This is a genomic window from Rhizobium sp. 01N424 (assembly GCF_056399485.1).
In genome coordinates, this window is the sequence record NZ_JBFTRK010000004.1 from 206000 (window position 1) to 227658 (window position 21659).

Below are 21659 nucleotides of genomic sequence, written 5' to 3' on the forward strand. Positions count from 1 at the left end.
AGTGGATTTCCGGACCCTATTCCTCGCGGAATGCCCGCATCATCTGGTCGGTGAATGGCTTTGCCAGATAGGACAGCGCACTGCGCTCGTCGGTCTGCACATAGACTTCCACAGGCATGCCGGGAACGAGCTTGCGGCTGCCGAGCTGCAGCAGGTCGGAAGGCTTGATGGTGGCGAGATAGTAGGGCCGGCCGGTGGTGCGGTCGGTTGCCGTGGCGGCGGCCACGACATCGACGGCGCCGTGGAACTCGGGCGTCGTGCGCTGATTGAAGGCCGTAAAGCGCATGCGTGTCGGCTGGCCGGGCGAGATGCGGTCGATATCGGCAGGCGGCACCTGGATTTCGACGGTCATCTCTTCGCTATCGGGAACGACGGACATCACCGTCGCACCGGCACCGACGATGCCGCCGATCGTGTGGATCTGCATGTCGTAGATCAGCCCATCGACCGGCGCGCGCACTTCCATCCGTGACAGGCGGTCACCGGCGGCAACTTCCCGTTCCGTGAGTTCGGCAATCTTGGCCTCGAGCCCGACGATCTCCGTCTGCGCCTCCTTGCGGCGGTTCTGATCGAGCGACAGGAGCTTCATCCTGACTTCGCTGATCTCGTTTTCAGTTTCGGCCATGCGGGCGATCAGCTCGCCGCGGGCGCCTTCGATCCGCGCCTTCTGCCGGGCGGCGTCGCGCTGCTGGGTGATCTGAATCAGGCCTCTTGCCAGCAGCTGGTTGGTCTTTTGCAGTTCCAGATCGATGATTGCCTTTTCCTCATCGTTGGAGTGCTGCTGGGCGCGATAGCCCTCCACCTGCTGCTGCAGCTGCGCAGCCTGCAGGCGAAGCTGTTCCTTCTGATTGGCGAGCATGCCGAGGTTTTCGGTAAACAGCTTGGTCTCGCTCCTGGCGAGCGGGGCAGGGACGTCGAGCCCTGCGAAGCTGACGGTCTCGGCCCCGTCGCGTTCGGCGGACAGCCGCGCCATCATCGCCTGCAGTTGCTGCAGCTGGCTGCGAACGATCGTCAGTTCGACACGGGTTTGGGTTTCGTCAAGGCGGAAAAGTACGGAACCCTTGCGGACGGCGTCGCCGTTGCGCACCAAGATTTCCGAAACGATGCCGCCATCGCGGTGCTGGATCACCTTGACCTGTTGCGAAACGGCAACCTGCCCCTGCGCGATGACGGCACCCGAGAGCTTCGCCTGTGCGGCCCAGCCGCCAATGCCGAAGACCAGCGCCCCGGCGAGAAACGCCGAGAGATAGATGCGGCCCGAAATGCCGAACTGCTTTTGTGTTTCTTTCTTTGCCGGCTGCATGTGCTTTCCCCTAGCTTTTCTTTGATTGTGATCAGGCTTGATGCGGAGCGGTGCCGTCCGCGCCGGTGTCGCGTGCCGCCAGGATGAAGTCCTGTTCGGTCAGTTCGTGGCGGCCATAGAGGAGGATCTCGAAATCCTCGTCGCGCTCGAAGTCGATGATCGCCTTGACGATGGTCCGGTCGCCGTCCTCGAAGCTCTCGTGATAGAGCATGATCCGGTTCACCGGCTGCTGCGGGCCGTCTGTATCGGGCGCTCCGAACACCAGTCCGCCGATGCTGGCGGCAATCCCGGAGAAGTCGATCCGGTCGCCGACGGCGAAATCGCGAATCTGGTCGCGGCCGTCGCCATCGTTGGCGATCGATGCCAGCGAACGGAAGACGAAGACGTCGTCTCCGGCGCCACCGGCCATGAAGTTGAGGCCATCTCCGGCGATGATCAAGTCCGCGCCGCTACCACCGATCGCGGCCTCGAATCCGGCCAGAGTGTCGTCGCCGATATCGACGCCGGTGGCGGTGCCATGGTCGAGGTCGATGATGACGGCGTGCACGGCCCCGGCGGCACTGTAGGTGTCGAAGCCGTCACCGCCCTGATAGCTGTCGTCGCCGTCGCTCCGTCCGTTGCGGCCGTCATCGGCGGCGTGGACGGCAACGAGAACGATATCGTCGCCGCTATCGCCGGAGACGATGTCGTCGCCATCCCCGCCTGTCAGGACATCATCGCCGGCGCGGCCGGAGAGGCGGTCGTTGCCGTTGCCGCCGACGAGAATATTGGCCGCCGAATTGCCGGAAAGGCGATCGTCGCCGGCGCCGCCGATCACGGCCTCGAAGCCTTCGATCGTATCGCGGCCGATCTCATGACCTTCTGCGAGCTGCGCTTCGAGATCGGCGATGACCTCCTGGACCAGCGCAGCGAGATCGAGCGTATCGAAGCCATCGTCTCCGAAATAGTGATCATCCCCGTCGTCGTCATCATCGCGATCGCCGCTCCGGGCAAGCACGACGAAGGTGTCGTCGCCGTTTCCGCCGGAAATCGTGTCGTCGCCATCCTTGCCGCAAAGGGCGTCGTCGCCGTCGGCGCCGGCCAGGATATTGGCGGTGTCGCTGCCGGTGAGCGTATCGTCGCCCGCGCCGCCGGTGAGATTTTCGATATCGACGAGCCTGTCGCTGCCGATCTCTTCGCCGCTGGCGGTCCCAAGAGAAAGGTCGGCGGCGACGGCCTTGCGGGCGCTGCTCATGTCATAGGTGTCGATGCCCTCGCCACCGGAATAGCTGTCATTCCCGTCATGCGCCGTGGCCACTGCCATGCGCGCTTCCTCGCCCGCGAGCCCGGCCCTGATCGTGTCGTTACCCTTGCCGGCGATAACGACGTCGTTGCCGCTGCCGCCGGTCATGGCGTCGTCGCCATCGCCGCCGTCGAGATAGTCGTCGCCGGCTTCTCCGAGCAGGCTGTCATCGCCGTCTTCGCCGAAAAGCCGGTCCGCGCCGGTGCCGCCGCTCAGCGCGTCGTTGCCGTGTCCGGCGATCAGCGTGTCGTTGCCTGCCTCGCCGAACAAACGGTCATCGCCGTCGCCGCCGAAGAGGACGTCGTTGCCGGCACCACCGAAGAGCGTGTCGTTGCCTGCGCCGCCATAGAGCGTATCGGCGCCGTCGCCGCCGAGGATCAGGTCGTCGCCGCCGTCGCCGGAGATAATGTCGTCGCCTTCGCGCCCATAGATCACGTCGCTGCCGCCGAGGCCGGATATCAGGTCTTCGCCGGGCGTCCCGGTCAGCGTTTCGGCGCCTTCCGTTCCCTGGATTTCATGGGGCGGCGCCTTGCGCAGGTTGAACAGCGCGCCGGTGCGGATTTCGGCCTGACCATCGAACACGTCATAGGTGAAGGTGACGTCGCCGATATAGCCGCGCTGCGGGGTATAGAGCCACATATCCTGCCCGTAGGCGCGGATCTGGCCACTCGATACCGAGATGTCGTTGATGCTGAGCTTGTCGCCATCCGGATCGTACATATGGGCGAGCAGGTCGTCGAGCATGACCAGCGCCGAGAGGTTCACGAAGCCGCTGGAGAATGTGTAGCGTCCGAGGCTGACCGGTGCCCGGTTCGGGTCCGGGTCGTCCTGGTCATCGGGATTGCGATTGCCACCGGAGGGCGCGCCGCTGGCGGAAGTGCCGCGCGTTGCGCGGGACGACAGGTCCAGATGAACGGGCGGGCGCAGCGCCGGAAACTCGAAGCCTTCGCCGGTGTCGATGATGCTGCGCAGATTGTCGTTGGCCGTACCGCTCAGGATAGTGCGCTCAAGACGCGGCGGCATGTCCGTGACGTAGAACGTGCTGGTGCGGAAACTCAGCCGGACGGCAGGCTGCTGTTCACCTGCTTCCGGAGCGGCGGCCTCGCTCGCGAGCGTCTGGAGAAAGGCGGTGACGTCCTCGATGATCCCGTAATCGTCGTTGGAGGGTTGTTCCGGCTCCTGCTCCTTGTCCTCCGGCTGCTGGTTGCGTGCGCCGGGCTCGGTCTTTGCAAACATCATCGCCAGCGCCGAAAAGGCCGTCAACGGCATGAAGAACTTGCGCGGTCCGCTCTTGCTCTCTTCCTTCTCGCGGTACTTGTTGATCGGCGCGATCGCTGCCTGCGCATCCGGCAGGCCAAGGGTGAGCTTCTCCTCCATGATAGCTCTCCCTTATTCCGCGGCCGTCGAGCGCGGCGGACGGCTGTCGCCGAACGACTTTTCGACGGCGAGCGGCTTGGCCTTGGTCTGCAGCAGCGTTTCCTTCGGGCCGAAGGAGGTGAGCTTGCCGCCCTGCATCAGCCCGACCATATCGACGGCCTGCAGCGCGCTGGGGCGGTGGGCGATGATGACGACGATGCCGCCGCGGCGCCGGACCGAAAGGATCGCTGCCGTCAGGGCTTCTTCGCCTTCGGCGTCGAGATTGGAATTCGGCTCGTCGAGTACCACCAGGAAGGGGTCACCATAGAGCGCGCGGGCCAGCGCCACACGCTGCCGCTGACCGGCCGAAAGTGCGGTGCCGTTCGGACCGAGTTCAGTCTGGTAGCCTTCGCGCAGGTGGACGATCATGTCGTGGATGCCGGCCGCCTTGGCCGCGAGAATGATCTTGCGTGGATCCGGCTCCTCGGCAAAGCGGCAGATGTTGTCGGAGATCGTGCCGTCCATCAGTGCCACGTCCTGCGGCAGGTAGCCGACGTGATCGCGGAAGAAATCGGCATTCCACTGGCCGAGATCGGCGCCATCGATGCGCACCGAACCGCGCAGCGCCGGCCAGATGCCGAGCAGGCTCTTGACCAGCGTCGTCTTGCCGCCGCCGCTGGGGCCGATAAGACCGAGCGCCTGGCCGGCCTTCAGTTCGAAACCGACCTCGCTGAGCAGCACAGCGCCGGTGCTGGGCGCAACGGTTGTCAGCCCCTCGATCCTCAGGCTTTCCTTTGGTTCGGGAAGCGGGATGAACTCTTCCTTCCCGTTCAGGACAGCCAGCGTTTCCTGGATGCGGTAGTAACTGCGGCGTGCCGAGACGACGCTCTTCCACTGCGCGATCGCCAGATCGACAGGGGCGAGCGCGCGGCTGGTGACGATCGAGGCAGCGACGATAGCGCCGGCCGAAAGCTCGCCGCCGATCGCCAGATAGGCGCCGAGGCCGAGGATCGCCGACTGCAGCATCATGCGCAGCACCTTGGATAGACCCGACAGCGTGCCGCCGATATCGGAGGTCTTCGTCTGGTGCTCGAGGTGATAGCGATTGGCCCGCTCGAAGCGATCGACCGCACGCTGAGTCATGCCCATGGCATGCAGGACTTCGCTGTTGCGGGTGTTGGAATCGAGCACGGCGTTGCGGGTGACGGCGGCCTTGATCATCGTATGGGCGTGACGCCGCGTCAGCACTTCGGCGAGGATCGTCAGACAGGCGAGGACTGCGGCGCCGCCCAGCGTCAGCATGCCGAGCACAGGATGCAGCAGCCAGACGAAGACGAGATAGATCGGGATCCACGGCAGGTCGAAAAGCGCGATCGGGCCTTGGCCGCCGAGGAAGCTGCGTAGCGTATCGACGTCGCGGCCACGCTCAGCGGCCTCTGCTGTCGAATAGCCGTAGCGTGGCATTTCGACGACGACCTGGTGGGTCAGCGGCGCCAGCGTCGTATCCATCTTGGCGCCGAGGCGCACGAGGATCTGCGAGCGCAGGATGTCGAAGACGCCCTGGAAGAGGTAGAGGCCGATTGCCAGAACCGAGAGCGCGATCAGCGTCGAGATGCTGCCGCTGGCGAGCGCCCGGTCGTAGATCTGCAGCATGTAGAAAGCGCCGGTGAGCGCCAGGATGTTGATCAGTCCGGACAGGCCGAACAGGTAGGTCAGGATGCCGCGCGCCTTGTCGATCTTGTATTGCGGCTCTTTCTTCTTCGTTGCCATGATTTTCCCCTCCGGCAATTCATTCGGCATGCCCCATGGCCGTTACCGGCCATGGGGCAGAGCCATCGATCAGGAGACCCCGTTGAAGTCGGATGCCTTCAGGTTATGGGTGCCCGCGATCATCAGTTCGAAGTCTTCTTCCGGATCGGCGTTGACGTTGCCGCGCAGCACCGTGAAGGCCTCGCCATCGATGGTTTCGTGGCTGACGGCGATCTGGCCGGCGGCGGTAATCGAGCCCGCTTTCAGCGCGAAGCCCTGGACACCGGCGACAGACGTGTTGGCGTCGATGGTCGAGAAGTCGATCTTGTCTCCCGGCTGGAAGCCATAGATCTTGTCGCCGTTGGCCGCTGCCGCCGAGGTGAAGCGGAAGACGTCTTCGCCAGCCCCGCCATCGATGATGTTGACGGCGAGCGACGCGGTGATCGTGTCGTGGCCGGAACCACCGATGAAGTTTTCGAAGCCGTAGACGATATCCGTTCCGGTGCTCGACCCGGCGACACTGCCTCTGCCCATGAAACCGTTGCCGAGATCGACGGTGAGGTTGGTGGTGGCCGCTGCATAGTCGAGCGTGTCGTTGCCATCGCCACCCCAGTAGGTGTCGGAGCCGTCGTTGAGCTTGGCGAGGATGAGGTCATTGCCGGCGCCCGCCCAGACCTGGTCGTCGCCCGCCCCGCCTTCGATGACGTCGTTGCCATCGTCGCCATAGAGCCGGTCGGCCCCTGCGTCGCCGAAGATATGGTCGGCATCAGCGCCGCCATGCACTTCGTCGTCGCCGTCACCGCCCGACATCACATCGGCGCCTGCGCCGCCGGTGATGAGGTCGTGGCCGCCTTCACCGCGCAGGATATCGCTGCCGGCTTCACCGACGAGGATGTCGTTACCATCACCTGCCAGGATGATGTCGTTTGCGGCTGCACCGAGCAGGGCCTCGCCGGCACCGGTGCCAACAAGCGTGCGGGGCGTGGCCGGAGCCAGACCTTCGCCGCCGGACGGCTGTTCGCCGTCATCGTCATCATCGTCGCAGCTGCCGCTGCCTTCCTGCTCTTCTTCCTCCTCCTCGTGGTCGTCGTCGCCTGGACCAACCGGCGGCTCCGAACCATCGGGACCGACGAAGGTGATCGAGCTGCCGTCACGGGTCATGACCGTGCGTCCCTCGTCATCGACAGTCGTTTCGAAGTCGGCTGCGGTCAGGCCGTCGGGAAGCTCGATGACGTCCTGCGGGCGCAGCGTGCCGACGATCGTGTCGTGACCGCCATTCGAGCGGAAGACGATGCGGTGTGCCGACTGCAGTGCCGAGATGTCGATCACGTCGTCGCCGTCAGTGCCGTCGATGGTGATGGTGTTCAGCGCCAGGCTGGTCTGCGAGAAGTCGCCGATGACGGTGATGGTGTCGCCACCCGTTGTCCCGCCAGTCGGCGTACCGTCATCCAGCGTTATGTTGCCGACGGTGATCTCCTCGATATTGTCGAGTTCGGCGATGACGGAGGCGTTGTCGGTACCGTTGCGGGTGATGACGATTTCGGTCGTCGCCAGCAGACCGGTGATTCCGGCGAGCTCGGCGGCCTGCCGCGTATAGATGCGGAAGGTCTCGTTGCCGCCTTGGCCATTGCGGCCGTTGAGGTCGAACGTATCGGTACCCGCGCCGCCATCGACGATATCGCGTCCATCCGTTGCGCCGTTGTTGTTGGCGTTCCAGACGATGGTGTCGTTGCCGCCACCGGCGAGGATGATGTCGTTGCCGGTGCCGCCGTCGAACGTGTCACCGGAGTTGTCGCCGATCAGGATGTTGTTGCCGGCCGTGCCGCTGACGTCGTTGGTGTCGCGGGTGACGGTAACGGTCGCCGTATCGGTCGCAGCACCGTCGCTCACCGTGTAGGTGAAGTTGCGCTGCTGTGTGGTCGAGTGCGTGACCGTGACGTCGCCTGCGGGGTTCACTGCGACCGCGAAGTTGGTCTGGTTCTCGGTGGCGCCGGTGATGTTGAGAAGGCTGTCGACATCCGTGTCATTGGCGAGCAGTGCCCATTCCGGAATGACAAAGCTGCCGGTCTCTACATTGGTGATGACGGTATCGTCACCGGCGACGGGCGCATCGTTGACAGCCGTGACCGCTATCGTTGCGGTCGACGGATTGCTGTTCATCAGGCCGTCGTTGACGGTGACGGTGATGACGCGTGCCACCGTTCCCGGCTGGTCCGAGCTGTTGCCGAAGGTGATCGCCTGGATTGCGGCCTGGTAGGCGGCAAGCGTGGCAGTCCCCGTCAGCGTGATGGCGATCTGGCCGGCAACCGAAGTGTCGGTCTGGGCGGTGATGCCTGCAGGAAGAGCGCCTGCATTCAGCTGGTCACCGTTCTGGGCATTGGTCAGAACGATCCGTGCGGAAACGATCTGGCCATCCTCATCAGTAATCGCAGGACCGGAGGCGATCGCAACCGGCTCACCATTCTCGGTGAAGCTTGTCGCATAGTTGATCGATGGCGCCGCCGCAGGGCGGGTGAAGTCGATCGTGACATTGTCGATATCGACGATGTCATTATTGCCGAGTGCGGTGGATGTGAAGCGAACAATGGCCCCGGCGGTAAACGGACCGGTCAGATCGATGCTCCGTTCGGCAACGTTTGTTGCAGAGTTGATAGTGTCGATCTGGATAAAATTGACGCCATTGGCCGCAAACCAGACGGTCACCGTATCGCCCTGGTCGAGGCCGCTCTCGTTCACGTCGTAGGTGAGACGTGCCGTCGTCGCACCGGCAAGGTTGGCGGCGCGCTGCACGCTGGCGCCATTGCCGTTATCGTCGAAGCGCAACGTGCCGCCGGTGACGAGAACATCGCCGCTGGTGGCGCTGTTGTTGTCGCTAGACTCCGTCCAAGGTGTTGTCCAGGGCGTGGTGCCGTCGGTACCCGTGTAGTTGGACGGGCTGAAGTCGTCGCGGTATTGGCCACGATCGAGCGTGTAGAGCTGGAGTTGCGGCGGGCTGAGTGCATATTCGCCGTCCGCAAAACGCAGCCGCTCGATGTTGAACAGGCGGTCGGTGCCGTCGGAAACCGGATTGGCAACCGTCTCCTCATCTCCGTCGGGGCCCCCGTCTTCGTCGAAGCCGGTATGAGCGACGGTGATGCTGCCATCCGCATTCTGGGTGATCGTATAGTTGGCGCGGACGTCGGTATAGACGGCCGTATCGATATCGCCCTCTACCTCGCCGTCGATGATCTCGCGGACGATTTCGAGTTGGCTCGGGTTCAGCGTGCGGTCGAACATCAGGTCGCTGAGTGTGCGGCCGTTGAACATTGCGGCGCCGTTGGGCGCAAAGACGCCCTTCGACAGGCCGTCGGACGAACCGATCTCATTGCCGTTGAGGTCGTTGATGCGGATCCGGACGTTCAGCCAGCGGTCGCCGTCGATGATGTCGTCGCCGGCGAGGCCGGTGATGATGTCATCACCGCCGCCGCCGAGCAGGATGTCGGAAGCGTCAGCGGTATCCATGACGATTGTTTCGGTGACGCCGTTGACCGTGACAGAGGTACGGGCACGGTGGGCGACGAGCTGCGAGAGACCGGCGATCAGGCTGAGGTTCTTTTCGAGCAGCGCGTTGGAGTAGCTCTCCAGCGGGCTGCCGGTGCCGGGAATGGCTGCGGTATTCTGCAGTTCGGCACGGGCATTGGTCGGCGCGACGCGCCCGGTCAGGATGTCATCATGGACCCAGCCCGAGAGACCTTCGACGAGATCGAAGCGGTCGCGCAGGATGAAGGCTTCCTGGGTGGCGAAGAGCGGGATGCCGAGATCGGAATTTGCCGCCGTATCGTCGCCCTTGTGGATCGCCCAGTCGAAACCGGCCATGCCGTTGCTGCGCTGGATCCCGTCGCCCTGGAACATGATGTCGTCGCCGGATTCGGCGTCGTAGTCGGTGTCGCTGCCATCGCCGTTCAGAACGTCATGGCCGATGATCGAGGAGTTGAAGAACAGTTCGGAGTTCTCGCCAGACAGCGTGTCGAAACGGCCGCCGCCTTCGATCCAGTCGTTGCCCTCGTTGCCCATCAGGAAGTCGCCGCCATCACCGCCGCGGATGAAGTCGTCCCCGAGGCCGCCAAGCACATGCTTGCCGTCGGGGCCGGCGATGATGAAGTCCTTGCCGTCGTTGCCGAAGATCAGCGCCAGGCCGCTGCCGCCATGGATGACGTCGTTGCCGCCTTCGCCATGCAGGAAGTCGGCGGCGCCGATATCCGTGCCGGCATTGGTGATGATGTCGTCACCCTCGCCACCGTGGACGTGGTCGACGCCGTAGCCGGCTTCGAGCGTGTCGTTGCCGCCATAGCCCCAGATCGTGTCGTCGCCTTCGCCGGCGATGATCGTATCGTCTTCCTCGGTGCCGCCCATGACGACGTGGTCGCCGCCGTGATAGGCCATGTAGTCGAGGTCGCCGTCACCATCGGTGTCGCGGCGCACGACGAGCGGAGTCAGCGCCTGCAGGATCGCATCGGTGAAGATCGGATCGGCGCCGACCTGCTTCGAGATATCCATTTCGAGCGTATGGTCCGGCGTCGAGAAGATGTCGCCCGGCAGCGCCGTCGAACCTTCGCCGAGATCCGTATTGCGCATGATGATCTTGCTCAGCGAGTTGTTTTCCAGCTCGTTGAGAAGGTTCAGGCCCTGGACGCGGGAGAGATAATAGAAGCGGTCCGATTCCTGCAGGTTTTCCATCTGCAGCTCAAAGACGAAGGAGAAGGTGGAGCCGAGCATGCCGCCGAAATCCATCTTCTTCTCGGCAAGGCCGCCGATCCACAGATCGATATCGTTGAGACCCGTCTCAGCCGTCGCCCAGGCGCCGGTCGAGTTCAGGAAGTCCAGACGGTCGGCAGGTGCGCCTGCCGTGCCGAGCACGATCGAGGCGGCGGCGGCGCGCTTGGCGTCGAGCGTCGTTGCACTGGTGATCGAGGAGTGCGTGCCGTAGGCAGCGATGAAGTTGACGATCGACGCGGTGTTCTGCAAGTTCAGCGCGAAATCGGTCCAGCTGACATAGGGCTTCAGCTGGGTGTCCTGACCGGCTGCCTGGTAGAACTGCGCACGTGCCTCGTTCAGCGTCGGCAGGCCGACGTCGCGGCCACGGGCGATATTGAGCGCTGCAAGGTCGAGCGGGATACCGACAAGCTGGTTGCGCAAAACGTCGGTGACGAATTCGTCGATTTCGTTGCCGCCCTGTCGAGACATGCCGCGGATGATGGCGCCGGCTGCCTGATCGTGATTGACGAGCACGTTGCCATTGGCATCGACCGCGCCGAGTTCCAGCGGGCTCAGGAAGCCGTCGAAGAGCGTGATGTTATCGAAGCTGAAAGTACCATCCGCATTTTCCACGAGGCGGTCGATATCCTGGTTCAGCATCGAGTGGCCGAAGCGGTAAACCGCGTGGGCGAACTCGGCGAAGATCGCCGGATTGATGTCGGTCGACGGCTCGAAGACGAAGGCATCGATATCCGGCTGCATCTTGCGGCCAAATTCCTCGAAGACGAGGTGCTGATACTGCATTTCGGTGGTGAAGCGGCCTGCCTGGAACAGACGCTCGCCGTTCCAGACGAGTCCCTCAAGCTCTGCCTCGGTTGTCGGCAGCGTGGTAATCGGCTCAAGCAGCCACTGGTTGATAAAGACCAGGTCGGCGCTGTCGAGGACGACCTGCTTGGTCTGCTCCACGATGCTGTTGTGCTCCGAGTGGAAGATGTGGTGGATCGACGTCAGGCCGATATTCTCGTTACCGCGGCCGTCGCCGGTGATGTAGTGCGCGTCGAGCAACTCATCATCGTAGGCAGTCTGCTGACCGCGGGTGTTGAAGCCGCCGGAATAGCCTACGGCGTCGTCACCGTCGGCCTGCAGCACGCCACCGGCGATGACCGGTACTGCGGCATGGGCGATGTCGTCGAGGAAGGCGTGGCCGATTCGGACGGCTCCAGCGGTGCTGACAGGAGCGCCCGGCGTCCCCGATACGACGATATCGTCGGCGGTGTTCGGAATGCCGTCTGCGCCGATGCCGGTGATCACCTGGGCGAAGCCGTTGGCATCGGGGATGAAGCGGCCATAGGGATCGGTGCGCAGCAGTGGAATGTTGGTGACATCGGCATCGGTCAGGTCGATGCCGAGCATGTCGCGGGCCTGCGCCTTGATGTCTGCCCAGGTGGGCAGACCACGGTCGCCGTCAAGAAGATGGCCGGTCGCGACAGGCTTGCCCTCATGCATGACATATTCGCGCAGGAACACCTGATGCGATGCATGCGAGGTGTAGGTCTGGTTCTGATCGACCCAGGGAGTCGTGGTGTTGGCAGCCACTTCGCCGTCGGCGTCGCGGCTGGCGCGGGTCAGAACCATGAAATTGGTTTGCGGGGTTGCCGGATTGTAGAGCGGATCATCCGGCGAGAGCGGGATGTAGACCGTTCCAGCGCCGCCCTTGGCCACGAGGTCGAGACCATGGTCGAAGAACTGGCCGAACAGCGTGAACATCGAGTTGTAAGGCGCGGAGTCGCCGATATCGGGCGAGACGTTCTCGAACGTGTAGACATAGACGGGACTGCCCGCGGCGGCGAGAACGGTGCCATCGGGGCCGACGACATTGGTTGCATGGACGACGGGCGCGCCATTGGCGTCCTGCATCGGTGCGCGCGTAGCGGTCTTGCCCTCGGCGAGCATGGCATCATAGACCATGATCGCGGCCGGGTTGTTGCTGGTCTGATCGACGATCAGGTTGGAGATGATGCGCGGATCGGCGTCGACGACTGTGCCGGGCGCAAGCATCGGGCTGCCGCTCGGTGTACCAGGCGTATAGTTGCCGTTGGTCAGGTAGACCGGATTTTGCGGTGTCCCGAACATCTGTGTGTCGTCATTTTCGTTGACGTAGTTCGGCTGCACCAGCGGCGTGAACGGCTGGTCGGCTGCGCCCCAGGTTTCCTTGCCATCGAGCAGGTTGTTGTAGCTGCCGTCGACGGTTCTGAGGCCGTAGGGCAGGAGATGCGCCTGCGGCGCACCGGTGCCGGTCGCGCCGGCTGCTTCGCCGGCTTCGGCGACGAGCGCGGCAAGGTCACCACCGGCCGCATGCTGTTCGGCGATGGCGATCTGCTTCAGGATGAACTCGAGATCGTGTCTTACAAGCGTAACCATTTTCCCCTCCGTCGGCGCGCTGTCCTGGCGCCTGGTTTTTCGCAAACTTGTCCTGTCCGCCGGATCGCGCTGCGAGCCCGGCGGTTTGAATTGCCCCTGATGTCTTCAAAGCCCGCCTTGCAGGGCTGGCTTGGGATGATGCGATCTTGCGGAAAGTTACCGGGGTTTTGAACGGCGCATGGTCGGACGATGTTTTCGATGTTCGTCCACGGCAAAAGCAGGTCTTCGGTCCTTATCCTTCCGGGAGTAAGGTCCTATGATGAATTGGCCTTTGGTCTGATAGAATTCATACGGGCCTATAGTACAAAAATGGTTCTTTATTTCCTTGGGTAATATTGCAAGGATGATAGCGCTATCGGCCTTGGGGGGACGTTTTGCCGGACGAATACTTAGGCGCCAGAAATGCTGGCGTAGATGAAAGCGCGGAAGCGCCGCGACTGTTTAAGCGTATCCTTCGATGGGGCGCCGAGCGGACCCTTTCCACGCAGTTCCTGATCGCCAGCAGCCTGGTTATTCTGATCGCCACGGTTTCTGCGGGCTATCTGACGACGCGGCTGGTTGCCGACAAAGCGCTCAGCGGAAAGGCCGGCACGACGGCCTTGCTGGTTCAGAGCCTGACTGAGGCTGAGGTGCAGGAACTGGGCGCCTCGACGCGCCTTAAGGCCGCCAGCATCGCTCATCTCGACGCGCTGTTCGGCGATGCGGATCTCCAGGCGCGTTTCCCGCATATCGAGATATGGGCGCCCGACGGGACTGTTGCCTATTCCCGGACTAAACAGATGATCGGCCACCGCTTCAGTTTCCCCGAGGGCCTGCAGCGCGCCTTGAAAGGCGAAATTGTCGCCGTCTATGCGGATCTTCATGCCGACGAGCATACGTTCCGCAACATCAATACCGAATATCTCGAAATCTACAGCCCGCTGCATGACCAGGCTTCGGGGCGGATCATCGGCGTGGCCGAGATCCATGAGGATCCGAGCGGTTTTGTCGATGAGCTCGCGCGGCTGCGGGTGGTCACCTGGACGACGGTGGCGCTGTTCTCCTTCGTCGTCATGCTCGGGCTGTTCCTGATCGTCAGGCGCGGCAGCCGGACGATCGAGCATCAGCGGCAGGTTCTGAGCCACCGCGCCGAGGAAGCAGAGTCCGCCTCGAAGGAATTGATGGAGCTGAGGGACACGGCGCGCCGGGCCTCCATGGAATTCGCCAACCTCAACGAGACCTTCATCCGCCGCATCGGCGCCGATCTGCATGACGGCCCGGTGCAGCTGATGACACTGGCGATCCTGCAGCTCGACGAGCTGCGCGACCTGACCAAAAAGGATGAGCGCGCCAGGCTCCTCGACGAGACCAGCAAGACGCTGGGTGAAGCGCTGATCGAGGCCCGGACGGTCACCAAGTCGCTGCTCTTGCCTGAGATCCTGCATCTCTGGGCCAAGGACGTGGTGGCCGAAGCGATCAGGCAGCATGAGGCGCGCACCAAGACCAAGGTCGCTTTTGTCTCCAGCGGCACCAATGCCGATCTGCCGCCGGCGCTGAAGACCTGCATCTACCGTTTCGTCCAGGAAGGGCTCAACAATGCCTACCGCCACGCCGGCGGCAACGGCCAGCGTGTCCGATGTCGGATCGACATGCCCGTCATCGCGATTTCGGTCGAGGATGACGGTTTGCCCTCCGGGACGGTGCCGTTTGCGGCGCGCGAGGGCGGAATGGGGCTCTATGGCCTCCGGCAGAGGATCGAGAGCTTCGGCGGCAAGCTTGCTGTCACCAAGCGGCCGGGGGGCGGCATGATACTGGAGATGGTGCTGGAGCTGCAGCAGGCTGACGCAGCTGGCCTATAAGGCGACGGACTATCCGAATTGATAACTGGCTGAAAGCATACAGATCGAATAGACAGAAATCCGATGAAGTTAACCAAGCATTAAAATCCGTCTTTATGTTTGGCTCTGTTTACTTTAGAGCTATCGGAAAGAAGACGAGGGGGTTTATTCGTCATTATGTCTATCTCGGTCGCATTCGTTGATGATCATCCAATATTACTGGATGGACTCGTTAATCTTTACTCGGCGAAGGAAGATCTTCGGGTGACTGCCCGTGGGCAGAACGCCATCGACGCACTGAAGATCGTCGAGGAGCACCGGCCCGACGTTCTTGTCACCGATCTCAGCATGCCGGGCGATACGCTGGCGGCACTCGAGCTGATCCAGAAGAACTACGAAGGCACGAAGGTCGTGGTCTTCACCGCCACCGCCAATATCGACACGGCGATCCAGGTGCTCAATCTCGGCGTCTGCGGCTATGTGCTGAAGGGCAGCACGGCGCGCGATCTGTATGAGGCGATCAAGACCGTGCATGACGGCAGCACGTTCATCACGCCGGGTTTCGCCACCAAGGTGATCCTGTCGATGAAGACGGCCGAGGTGCGCCGCAAGGCGCAGATGCAGAAGCGCCTGAGCGCCCGCGAGGAGCAGATCGTCAACTACCTGCTGCAGGGCAAGACCAACCGCGAAATCGCCAGCATGCTTGATATCAGCGAGAAGACCGTCAAGCACTACATGACGATCCTGATGCAGAAGCTCGATGCCCGCAATCGCGTCGAAGTGGTGCTTGCTGCCCAGAAGCTGCAGTCTCCCGCGGAGACCGGCGCGCCATCCTCGATGCTGTTGTCGTAATCGGCGAGCACAGCCAACCAAAGAAACAAAGACATAAACATATCTTTATGTCTATTGACGTGTGATCCGCGATGCGACATGCTCGTGTCATCGTGGTTCTGCGGACCTTTGGTTCGGAGCTAAGAGGGAATCCGGGGGAAATGCCGGAGCTGCCCCCGCAACTGTAAGCGGCGAGCGGCCGTCCATTCATGTCACTGGGGAAGACGCCCCGGGAAGACGGACGGCAGCGTTGACCCGCAAGCCAGGAGACCTGCCGCGATCGATAACGTCCACGGGCGGGGTGTCCGGTGTGCCGCTTTTGCGACCGGCACGCCTGTGTCCGCGCGCCGATGCGTCATCCCAAGCCTTGCCCACAACCCTCGGGGTAAGGAAACATGAGCATCAAGACTGCAAATCTCGGATTCCCTCGTATCGGAAAGCACCGCGAGCTGAAGTTCGCGCTGGAAAGCTATTGGGCCGGAAAGTCCGATAGGACAGCACTTCTCGACGTCGCCAAGACATTGCGGGCCGAACATTGGGCGCTGCAGAGGGCGAAGGGGATCGATATCATCCCTTCCAACGACTTTTCCCTCTACGACCATGTACTCGACACGGCGGTGATGGTCGGTGCCGTACCGGCCGAATATGGCTGGAGGGGCGGTCCCGTCGATCTCGACATCTATTTCGCCATGGCGCGCGGCTCAGTGGGCGCTGAGCACAGCGATTGCGGCCATGCGCATCATCATGAGGGCGTTCCGGCGCTCGAAATGACCAAGTGGTTCGATACCAACTACCACTACATGGTGCCGGAATTCACCCGTGACCAGCGCTTCGCGCTGACCGAAAACAAGCCGCTGCAGATGTTCCGGGAGGCAAAGGCGCTCGGTGTCCACACCCGCCCGGTCATTCTCGGCCCGGTGACCTTCCTGAAGCTCGGCAAGGCGAAGCAGCCAAGCTTCGATCCGATCGAACTGCTCGACCGGTTGCTGCCTGTCTATGCGGCCATCCTCGCGGAGCTCAGCACTGCGGGTGCCGATTGGGTGCAGATCGACGAGCCAGCCCTCGTGCTCGATCTCACAGACGCTGAGCGGAACGCGCTGACCACGGCCTACAGCGCGCTTCACCAGCTGGTTCCGAACCTGAAGATCATGATCGCCAGCTATTTCGGGGCATTGGGCGACAATCTCAAGACAGCAGCGGCGCTGCCGGTTGCCGGTCTGCACGTCGATCTGGTGCGCGCGCCCGAGCAGCTCGATGCGGTCGTATCGGCGGTGCCTGATGACCGGGTATTATCTCTCGGCGTCATCGACGGCCGCAACATCTGGCGCGCTGATCTCGAGAGACTGCTCGATCGGGTCGAGGCGCTTTCCAAGACGCGTCCGATCGAGATCGCGCCGTCTTGCTCGCTTCTGCATGTGCCGATCGATCTTGCGCTCGAAACGGCTGTCGACGCCGAGGTCAAGGAATGGCTGGCTTTTGCCACGCAGAAGCTGGATGAACTCTCGATTTTGGGGCAGGCGCTTTCGCAGAGCCGCGATTGCGTGGCCGATGCCATCGGCAGATCTTCGGGGGCCGCGGCCGCCCGCGCAGCATCGCCGAAGGTCAACGACCCCGCGGTCAGGAAGCGCATTGCAGCGATCGACGAGACCATGAAGCGCCGCAAGGCCGGTTTCGCCGAGCGCAAGGCGATCCAGCAGACGGATATCCGCTTGCCGCTGTTCCCGACGACGACGATCGGGTCCTTTCCGCAGACGCCTGAAGTCCGCAAGGCCCGTTCGGCACACACGAAGGGGACGCTCAGCAATGCGGACTATGAGGCTTTCCTGCGCAAGGAAACCGAAGCAGCCATCCGCTGGCAGGAGGAAATCGGCCTCGATGTGCTCGTTCATGGCGAGTTCGAGCGCAATGACATGGTGCAGTATTTTGGCGAGCAGCTGTCAGGCTTTGCCTTCACGCAGCATGCCTGGGTACAGAGCTATGGGTCGCGCTATGTCCGCCCGCCGATTATCTTCGGCGATATCGCGCGGCCGAAGCCGATGACGACAAGCTGGTGGCAATATGCCCAGTCTCTGACAGAGCGGCCGGTGAAGGGCATGCTGACTGGACCGGTGACGATCCTCAACTGGTCCTTCGTGCGTGATGATATCGCCCGAAGCGAAGCATGCCGGCAGATCGCGCTGGCGATTCGCGACGAGGTCGGTGATCTCGAAAAGGCCGGCGCCAGAATGATCCAGATCGACGAGGCAGCACTCCGGGAAGGCCTGCCGCTGCGGCGCTCGCAATGGAAGACCTATCTCGACTGGGCCGTCGAAAGCTTCCGCCTGTGCTCGACCGGTGTCAGCAACGCGACGCAGATCCACACGCATATGTGCTACTCGGAGTTCAACGACATCATCGATGCTATCGCCGCGATGGATGCGGATGTGATCTCGATCGAGACGTCGCGCTCGAAGATGGAGCTGCTGGAGGCATTCCGCAGTTTTGACTATCCGAACGAAATTGGCCCGGGTGTCTACGATATCCACTCGCCGCGCGTTCCCGATATTGACGATATGACCGGTCTGCTTCTTTTAGCGCGCGAGCGGCTTGGCGATTCGCAGCTTTGGATCAATCCGGATTGCGGCTTGAAGACCCGCAAATGGGAGGAAGTGAAGCCGGCGCTCGTCAATATGGTGGCGGCGGCGCGGTCTTTGCGCGAACGCGTTGCCACGGCAACGGCCTGATCGTCATTGCATTCGAGGAGCCGGCTCTTGCCGGCTTCTCTTTTCCACAGCCAATCCGCATTAATCTTCTGTTATCCACATCACATTCATTTTTTCGGCTTGCGGCACCCGAAACCTGAACCATCCATTGACGTAAAAATAGACTCGCGTACTATATCTAGTGTTCGAGGTTCCTCCGATTCGCAAAGGATCGTGGGCTAAGACGGGAATTCGGTGAGATCTGCCGCAAGGCGGAGCAATGCCGGAGCTGCCCCCGCAACTGTGAGCGGCGAGCATCTGTCCCATTTCGGGTCACTGGGTCATGAAGATCTGGGAAGACCGGGATGAATGTGATGATCCGCAAGCCAGGAGACCTGCCTTGAGCGAAAACGTCCACGGGCGGGGTGTCCGGCTGGCGAGCGATGAGATGTGGGCATGATGCCGCTCTTCGCTTCCTCCGGTGTGTCCCGCATGAGCCACTTCGGGGTGAAGTCTTATGTCTTTGAGTTTCAGATCATACCGGCGCGAATGACGGGCTGCTGACGCCCGGCAATCGGCAACGGCTGTCTTCCTTTTCGATCTTCCCAAGCGCGGACATCGGCGGATGTCCGAACGATATCCCATGCCTTTTAGTCACGAGGTTTTCCCATGAGCATCACCGTCTACAGCAAGCCCGCCTGCGTTCAGTGCACCGCAACCACCCGCGCGCTCGATCGCCAGGGCATCGACTACACGATCATCGACGTTTCCACCGATAGCGCCGCTTATGATCTGGTGCAGGGTCTCGGCTACCGCCAGGTTCCCGTCGTCATCGCCGGCGAGGAGCATTGGGCTGGCTTCCGCCCCGACATGATCAGCGCGCTCGCCTGAGCGGCGGCTGCGATGGGCGAGATCGTCTATTTTTCCAGCCGGTCGGAAAACACTCATCGCTTCGTCGAAAAGCTCGGCCTTCCCGCCCGGCGCATCCCGATATCAGGCGAGACGCTTCAAGCCGTCTCACCCTATGTGCTTGTGGTCCCAACCTATAGCGGTGAGGGCGGCAAGGGAGCTGTGCCCAAGCAGGTGATCCGTTTCCTGAACGATGCGGCAAACCGTTCGAACCTCCGCGGCGTGATTGCCGCGGGCAACAGCAACTTCGGCGAGACCTATGGGCTTGCCGGCGACATCATCGCGAAGAAATGCCAGGTGCCGTACCTCTACAGGTTCGAGCTGCTCGGCACCGCTGATGATGTTGCCAATGTCAAACACGGATTGGAACGATTTTGGACACGGCAGTTCTCGAGCGCCCTGTAAAGGCGCAGGCCGCGGAAACAGGGCTGGATTACCACGCGCTGAACGCGATGCTGAACCTCTATGACGAGGACGGCAAGATCCAGCTGGACAAGGACCGGCAGGCGGCGAAGCAGTATTTCCTGCAGCACGTCAACCAGAACACCGTGTTCTTCCATAATCTCCGGGAGAAGCTCGATTACCTCGTGACTGAGGGCTACTACGAGCAGGAGGTGCTGGATCAGTATTCGTTCAATTTCGTCCGCGATCTCTTCGACCATGCCTATGACAAGAAATTCCGCTTCCCGACCTTCCTCGGCGCTTTCAAATATTACACAAGCTACACGCTGAAGACCTTTGACGGAAAGCGCTATCTGGAGCGCTATGAAGACCGCATCTGCATGGTGGCACTCGCCTTGGCGCAGGGCAACGAGGCCTTAGCGCGCGACATGGTCGATGAGATCATCTCCGGCCGCTTCCAGCCGGCGACGCCGACCTTCCTCAATGCCGGCAAGAAGCAGCGCGGCGAGCTGGTCTCCTGCTTCCTGATGCGCGTTGAAGACAATATGGAATCGATTGGCCGCTCGATCAATTCGGCCTTGCAGCTGTCGAAGCGCGGTGGTGGCGTGGCGCTGTCGCTGACCAACATTCGCGAAATGGGCGCGCCGATCAAGCATATCGAGAACCAGTCCTCCGGCATCATCCCGGTGATGAAGCTGCTCGAGGACGCCTTCTCCTATGCCAACCAGCTCGGCGCGCGCCAGGGGGCCGGTGCCGTCTATCTCAACGCCCATCACCCCGACATCATGCGCTTCCTCGATACCAAACGCGAAAATGCCGACGAAAAAATCCGCATCAAGACGCTGTCGCTCGGCGTCGTCATTCCTGACATCACCTTCGAGCTCGCCAAGAACAACGAGGACATGTACCTGTTCTCGCCCTATGACGTGGAACGTGTCTACGGCGTGCCGTTCACCGAGATTTCGGTGACCGAAAAATACCGCGAGATGGTGGCCGACAGCCGCATCAAGAAGAAGAAAATCAAGGCCCGCGATTTCTTCCAGATCGTCGCCGAAATCCAGTTCGAGAGCGGCTATCCCTACATCATGTTCGAAGACACGGTGAACAGGGCGAACCCGATCGCCGGGCGCATCACCATGAGCAATCTGTGCTCCGAGATCCTGCAGGTCAGCGAAGCCAGCGAGTATAACGATGACCTCTCCTACAAGGTGATGGGCAAGGACATTTCCTGCAATCTCGGCTCGTTGAATATCGCCGCCGCCATGGACTCATCCGATTTCGGCAAGACGATCGAGACCTCGATCCGGGCGCTGACGGCAGTTTCCGACATGAGCCACATCTCCTCCGTCCCGTCGATCGAGAAGGGCAACGACGAGAGCCACGCGATCGGCCTGGGCCAGATGAACCTGCACGGCTATCTCGCCCGCGAGCGGATCCAGTACGGCTCCGAAGAGGGTGTCGATTTCACCAACATGTATTTCTACACGGTGACCTATCACGCGATCCGCGCCTCGAACCGGCTGGCTGTCGAGCGCGGCCAGAGCTTCAAGGGTTTCGAGAATTCCAAATACGCATCGGGCGAATATTTCGACAAGTATACCGAAATAGAATGGAAACCGGCTACGCAGACGGTTACCGACCTGTTCAACGACGCCGGTATCGAAATCCCCACCCAGGAAGACTGGCTGGCACTGAAGACGGCCGTCATGGAAGGCGGGCTTTATAACCAGAACCTGCAGGCCGTGCCGCCGACGGGGTCGATCTCCTACATCAACCACTCGACGTCATCGATCCATCCGATCGTCTCCAAGATCGAGATCCGCAAGGAAGGCAAGATCGGCCGCGTCTATTATCCGGCGGCCTTCATGACCAACGACAATCTCGACTATTACCAGGACGCCTATGAGATCGGGCCGGAGAAGATCATCGACACCTATGCGGCTGCGACCCAGCATGTCGACCAGGGCCTGTCGCTGACGCTGTTCTTCCGCGACACGGCGACGACGCGCGATATCAACCGGGCGCAGATCTATGCCTGGAAGAAGGGCATCAAGACCATCTACTACATCCGTCTGCGCCAGATGGCGCTGGAGGGGACGCAGGTGGAGGGATGTGTGTCGTGTACGCTGTGATTTGAAGCCTTATCGCTTTAGCAACGCTTGAGCCCGGAGCCC

At 62.0% G+C, this 21659-nt stretch carries 10 protein-coding genes and 2 riboswitches; of the genes, 6 read left to right on the forward strand and 4 right to left on the reverse strand.

The window, feature by feature from the left end; translation table 11 throughout:
* Nucleotides 1-16 precede the first annotated feature (16 nt).
* The 4 genes from AC1DNK_RS13750 to AC1DNK_RS13765 all read right to left on the reverse strand — a co-directional run bounded on the left by AC1DNK_RS13750 (nucleotide 17) and on the right by AC1DNK_RS13765 (nucleotide 12845).
* Nucleotides 17-1303, reverse strand: a complete 1287-nt coding sequence (locus AC1DNK_RS13750; protein WP_477941605.1) for an HlyD family type I secretion periplasmic adaptor subunit — start codon at nucleotides 1301-1303, stop codon at nucleotides 17-19.
* A 31-nt stretch (nucleotides 1304-1334) separates the two neighbouring features.
* Nucleotides 1335-3962, reverse strand: a complete 2628-nt coding sequence (locus AC1DNK_RS13755; RefSeq protein ID WP_477941606.1) for a cadherin-like domain-containing protein — start codon at nucleotides 3960-3962, stop codon at nucleotides 1335-1337.
* 12 nt (nucleotides 3963-3974) lie between these two features.
* Complete coding sequence (locus tag AC1DNK_RS13760) at nucleotides 3975-5711, reverse strand: type I secretion system permease/ATPase (protein WP_477941608.1); 1737 nt, start codon at nucleotides 5709-5711, stop codon at nucleotides 3975-3977.
* Between the two features lie 69 nt (nucleotides 5712-5780).
* Nucleotides 5781-12845 carry a peroxidase family protein gene (locus AC1DNK_RS13765; protein ID WP_477941610.1) on the reverse strand — a complete coding sequence of 2355 codons (7065 nt, stop codon included), beginning with the start codon at nucleotides 12843-12845 and terminating at the stop codon, nucleotides 5781-5783.
* A 374-nt stretch (nucleotides 12846-13219) separates the two neighbouring features.
* Here AC1DNK_RS13765 and AC1DNK_RS13770 point away from each other — a divergent pair, with 374 nt between their 5' ends.
* The 6 genes from AC1DNK_RS13770 (at nucleotide 13220) to nrdE (ending at nucleotide 21617) form a co-directional block, all read left to right on the forward strand.
* Nucleotides 13220-14683, forward strand: coding sequence for a sensor histidine kinase (locus AC1DNK_RS13770; RefSeq protein WP_477941613.1), 1464 nt, complete (start codon nucleotides 13220-13222; stop codon nucleotides 14681-14683).
* Nucleotides 14684-14839: 156 nt separating this feature from the next.
* On the forward strand, nucleotides 14840-15514 hold the full coding sequence (locus tag AC1DNK_RS13775) for a response regulator (RefSeq protein ID WP_442208560.1): 675 nt from the start codon (nucleotides 14840-14842) through the stop codon (nucleotides 15512-15514).
* A 76-nt stretch (nucleotides 15515-15590) separates the two neighbouring features.
* Nucleotides 15591-15786: riboswitch (cobalamin riboswitch) on the forward strand.
* A gap of 102 nt (nucleotides 15787-15888) precedes the next feature.
* Nucleotides 15889-18216, forward strand: coding sequence for a 5-methyltetrahydropteroyltriglutamate--homocysteine S-methyltransferase (metE, locus tag AC1DNK_RS13780; RefSeq protein WP_477941616.1), 2328 nt, complete (start codon nucleotides 15889-15891; stop codon nucleotides 18214-18216).
* Between the two features lie 150 nt (nucleotides 18217-18366).
* A riboswitch (cobalamin riboswitch) is annotated at nucleotides 18367-18591 on the forward strand.
* A gap of 252 nt (nucleotides 18592-18843) precedes the next feature.
* Nucleotides 18844-19065 carry a glutaredoxin-like protein NrdH gene (gene nrdH / locus AC1DNK_RS13785; protein WP_477941618.1) on the forward strand — a complete coding sequence of 74 codons (222 nt, stop codon included), beginning with the start codon at nucleotides 18844-18846 and terminating at the stop codon, nucleotides 19063-19065.
* Between the two features lie 12 nt (nucleotides 19066-19077).
* Nucleotides 19078-19488 (forward strand): class Ib ribonucleoside-diphosphate reductase assembly flavoprotein NrdI, encoded by a 411-nt coding sequence (nrdI, locus tag AC1DNK_RS13790; RefSeq protein WP_477941620.1) that lies wholly within the window; start codon nucleotides 19078-19080, stop codon nucleotides 19486-19488.
* Entirely contained in the window at nucleotides 19458-21617 is a 2160-nt protein-coding gene (nrdE, locus tag AC1DNK_RS13795) for a class 1b ribonucleoside-diphosphate reductase subunit alpha (RefSeq protein ID WP_477941623.1), read from the forward strand. The genes nrdI and nrdE overlap by 31 nt, the downstream gene beginning before the upstream one ends.
* The last annotated feature ends 42 nt before the right edge of the window (nucleotides 21618-21659 follow it).

Excerpts from the sequence above, each read along its gene's own strand:
- AC1DNK_RS13750 (WP_477941605.1), bottom strand. The coding sequence starts at position 1,303 with ATGCAGCCGGCAAAGAAAGAAACACAAAAGCAGTTCGGCATTTCGGGC.
- AC1DNK_RS13755 (WP_477941606.1), bottom strand. The coding sequence starts at position 3,962 with ATGGAGGAGAAGCTCACCCTTGGCCTGCCGGATGCGCAGGCAGCGATC.
- AC1DNK_RS13760 (WP_477941608.1), bottom strand. The coding sequence starts at position 5,711 with ATGGCAACGAAGAAGAAAGAGCCGCAATACAAGATCGACAAGGCGCGC.
- AC1DNK_RS13765 (WP_477941610.1), bottom strand. The coding sequence starts at position 12,845 with ATGGTTACGCTTGTAAGACACGATCTCGAGTTCATCCTGAAGCAGATC.
- AC1DNK_RS13775 (WP_442208560.1), top strand. The coding sequence starts at position 14,840 with ATGTCTATCTCGGTCGCATTCGTTGATGATCATCCAATATTACTGGAT.
- metE (WP_477941616.1), top strand. The coding sequence starts at position 15,889 with ATGAGCATCAAGACTGCAAATCTCGGATTCCCTCGTATCGGAAAGCAC.
- nrdH (WP_477941618.1), top strand. The coding sequence starts at position 18,844 with ATGAGCATCACCGTCTACAGCAAGCCCGCCTGCGTTCAGTGCACCGCA.
- nrdI (WP_477941620.1), top strand. The coding sequence starts at position 19,078 with ATGGGCGAGATCGTCTATTTTTCCAGCCGGTCGGAAAACACTCATCGC.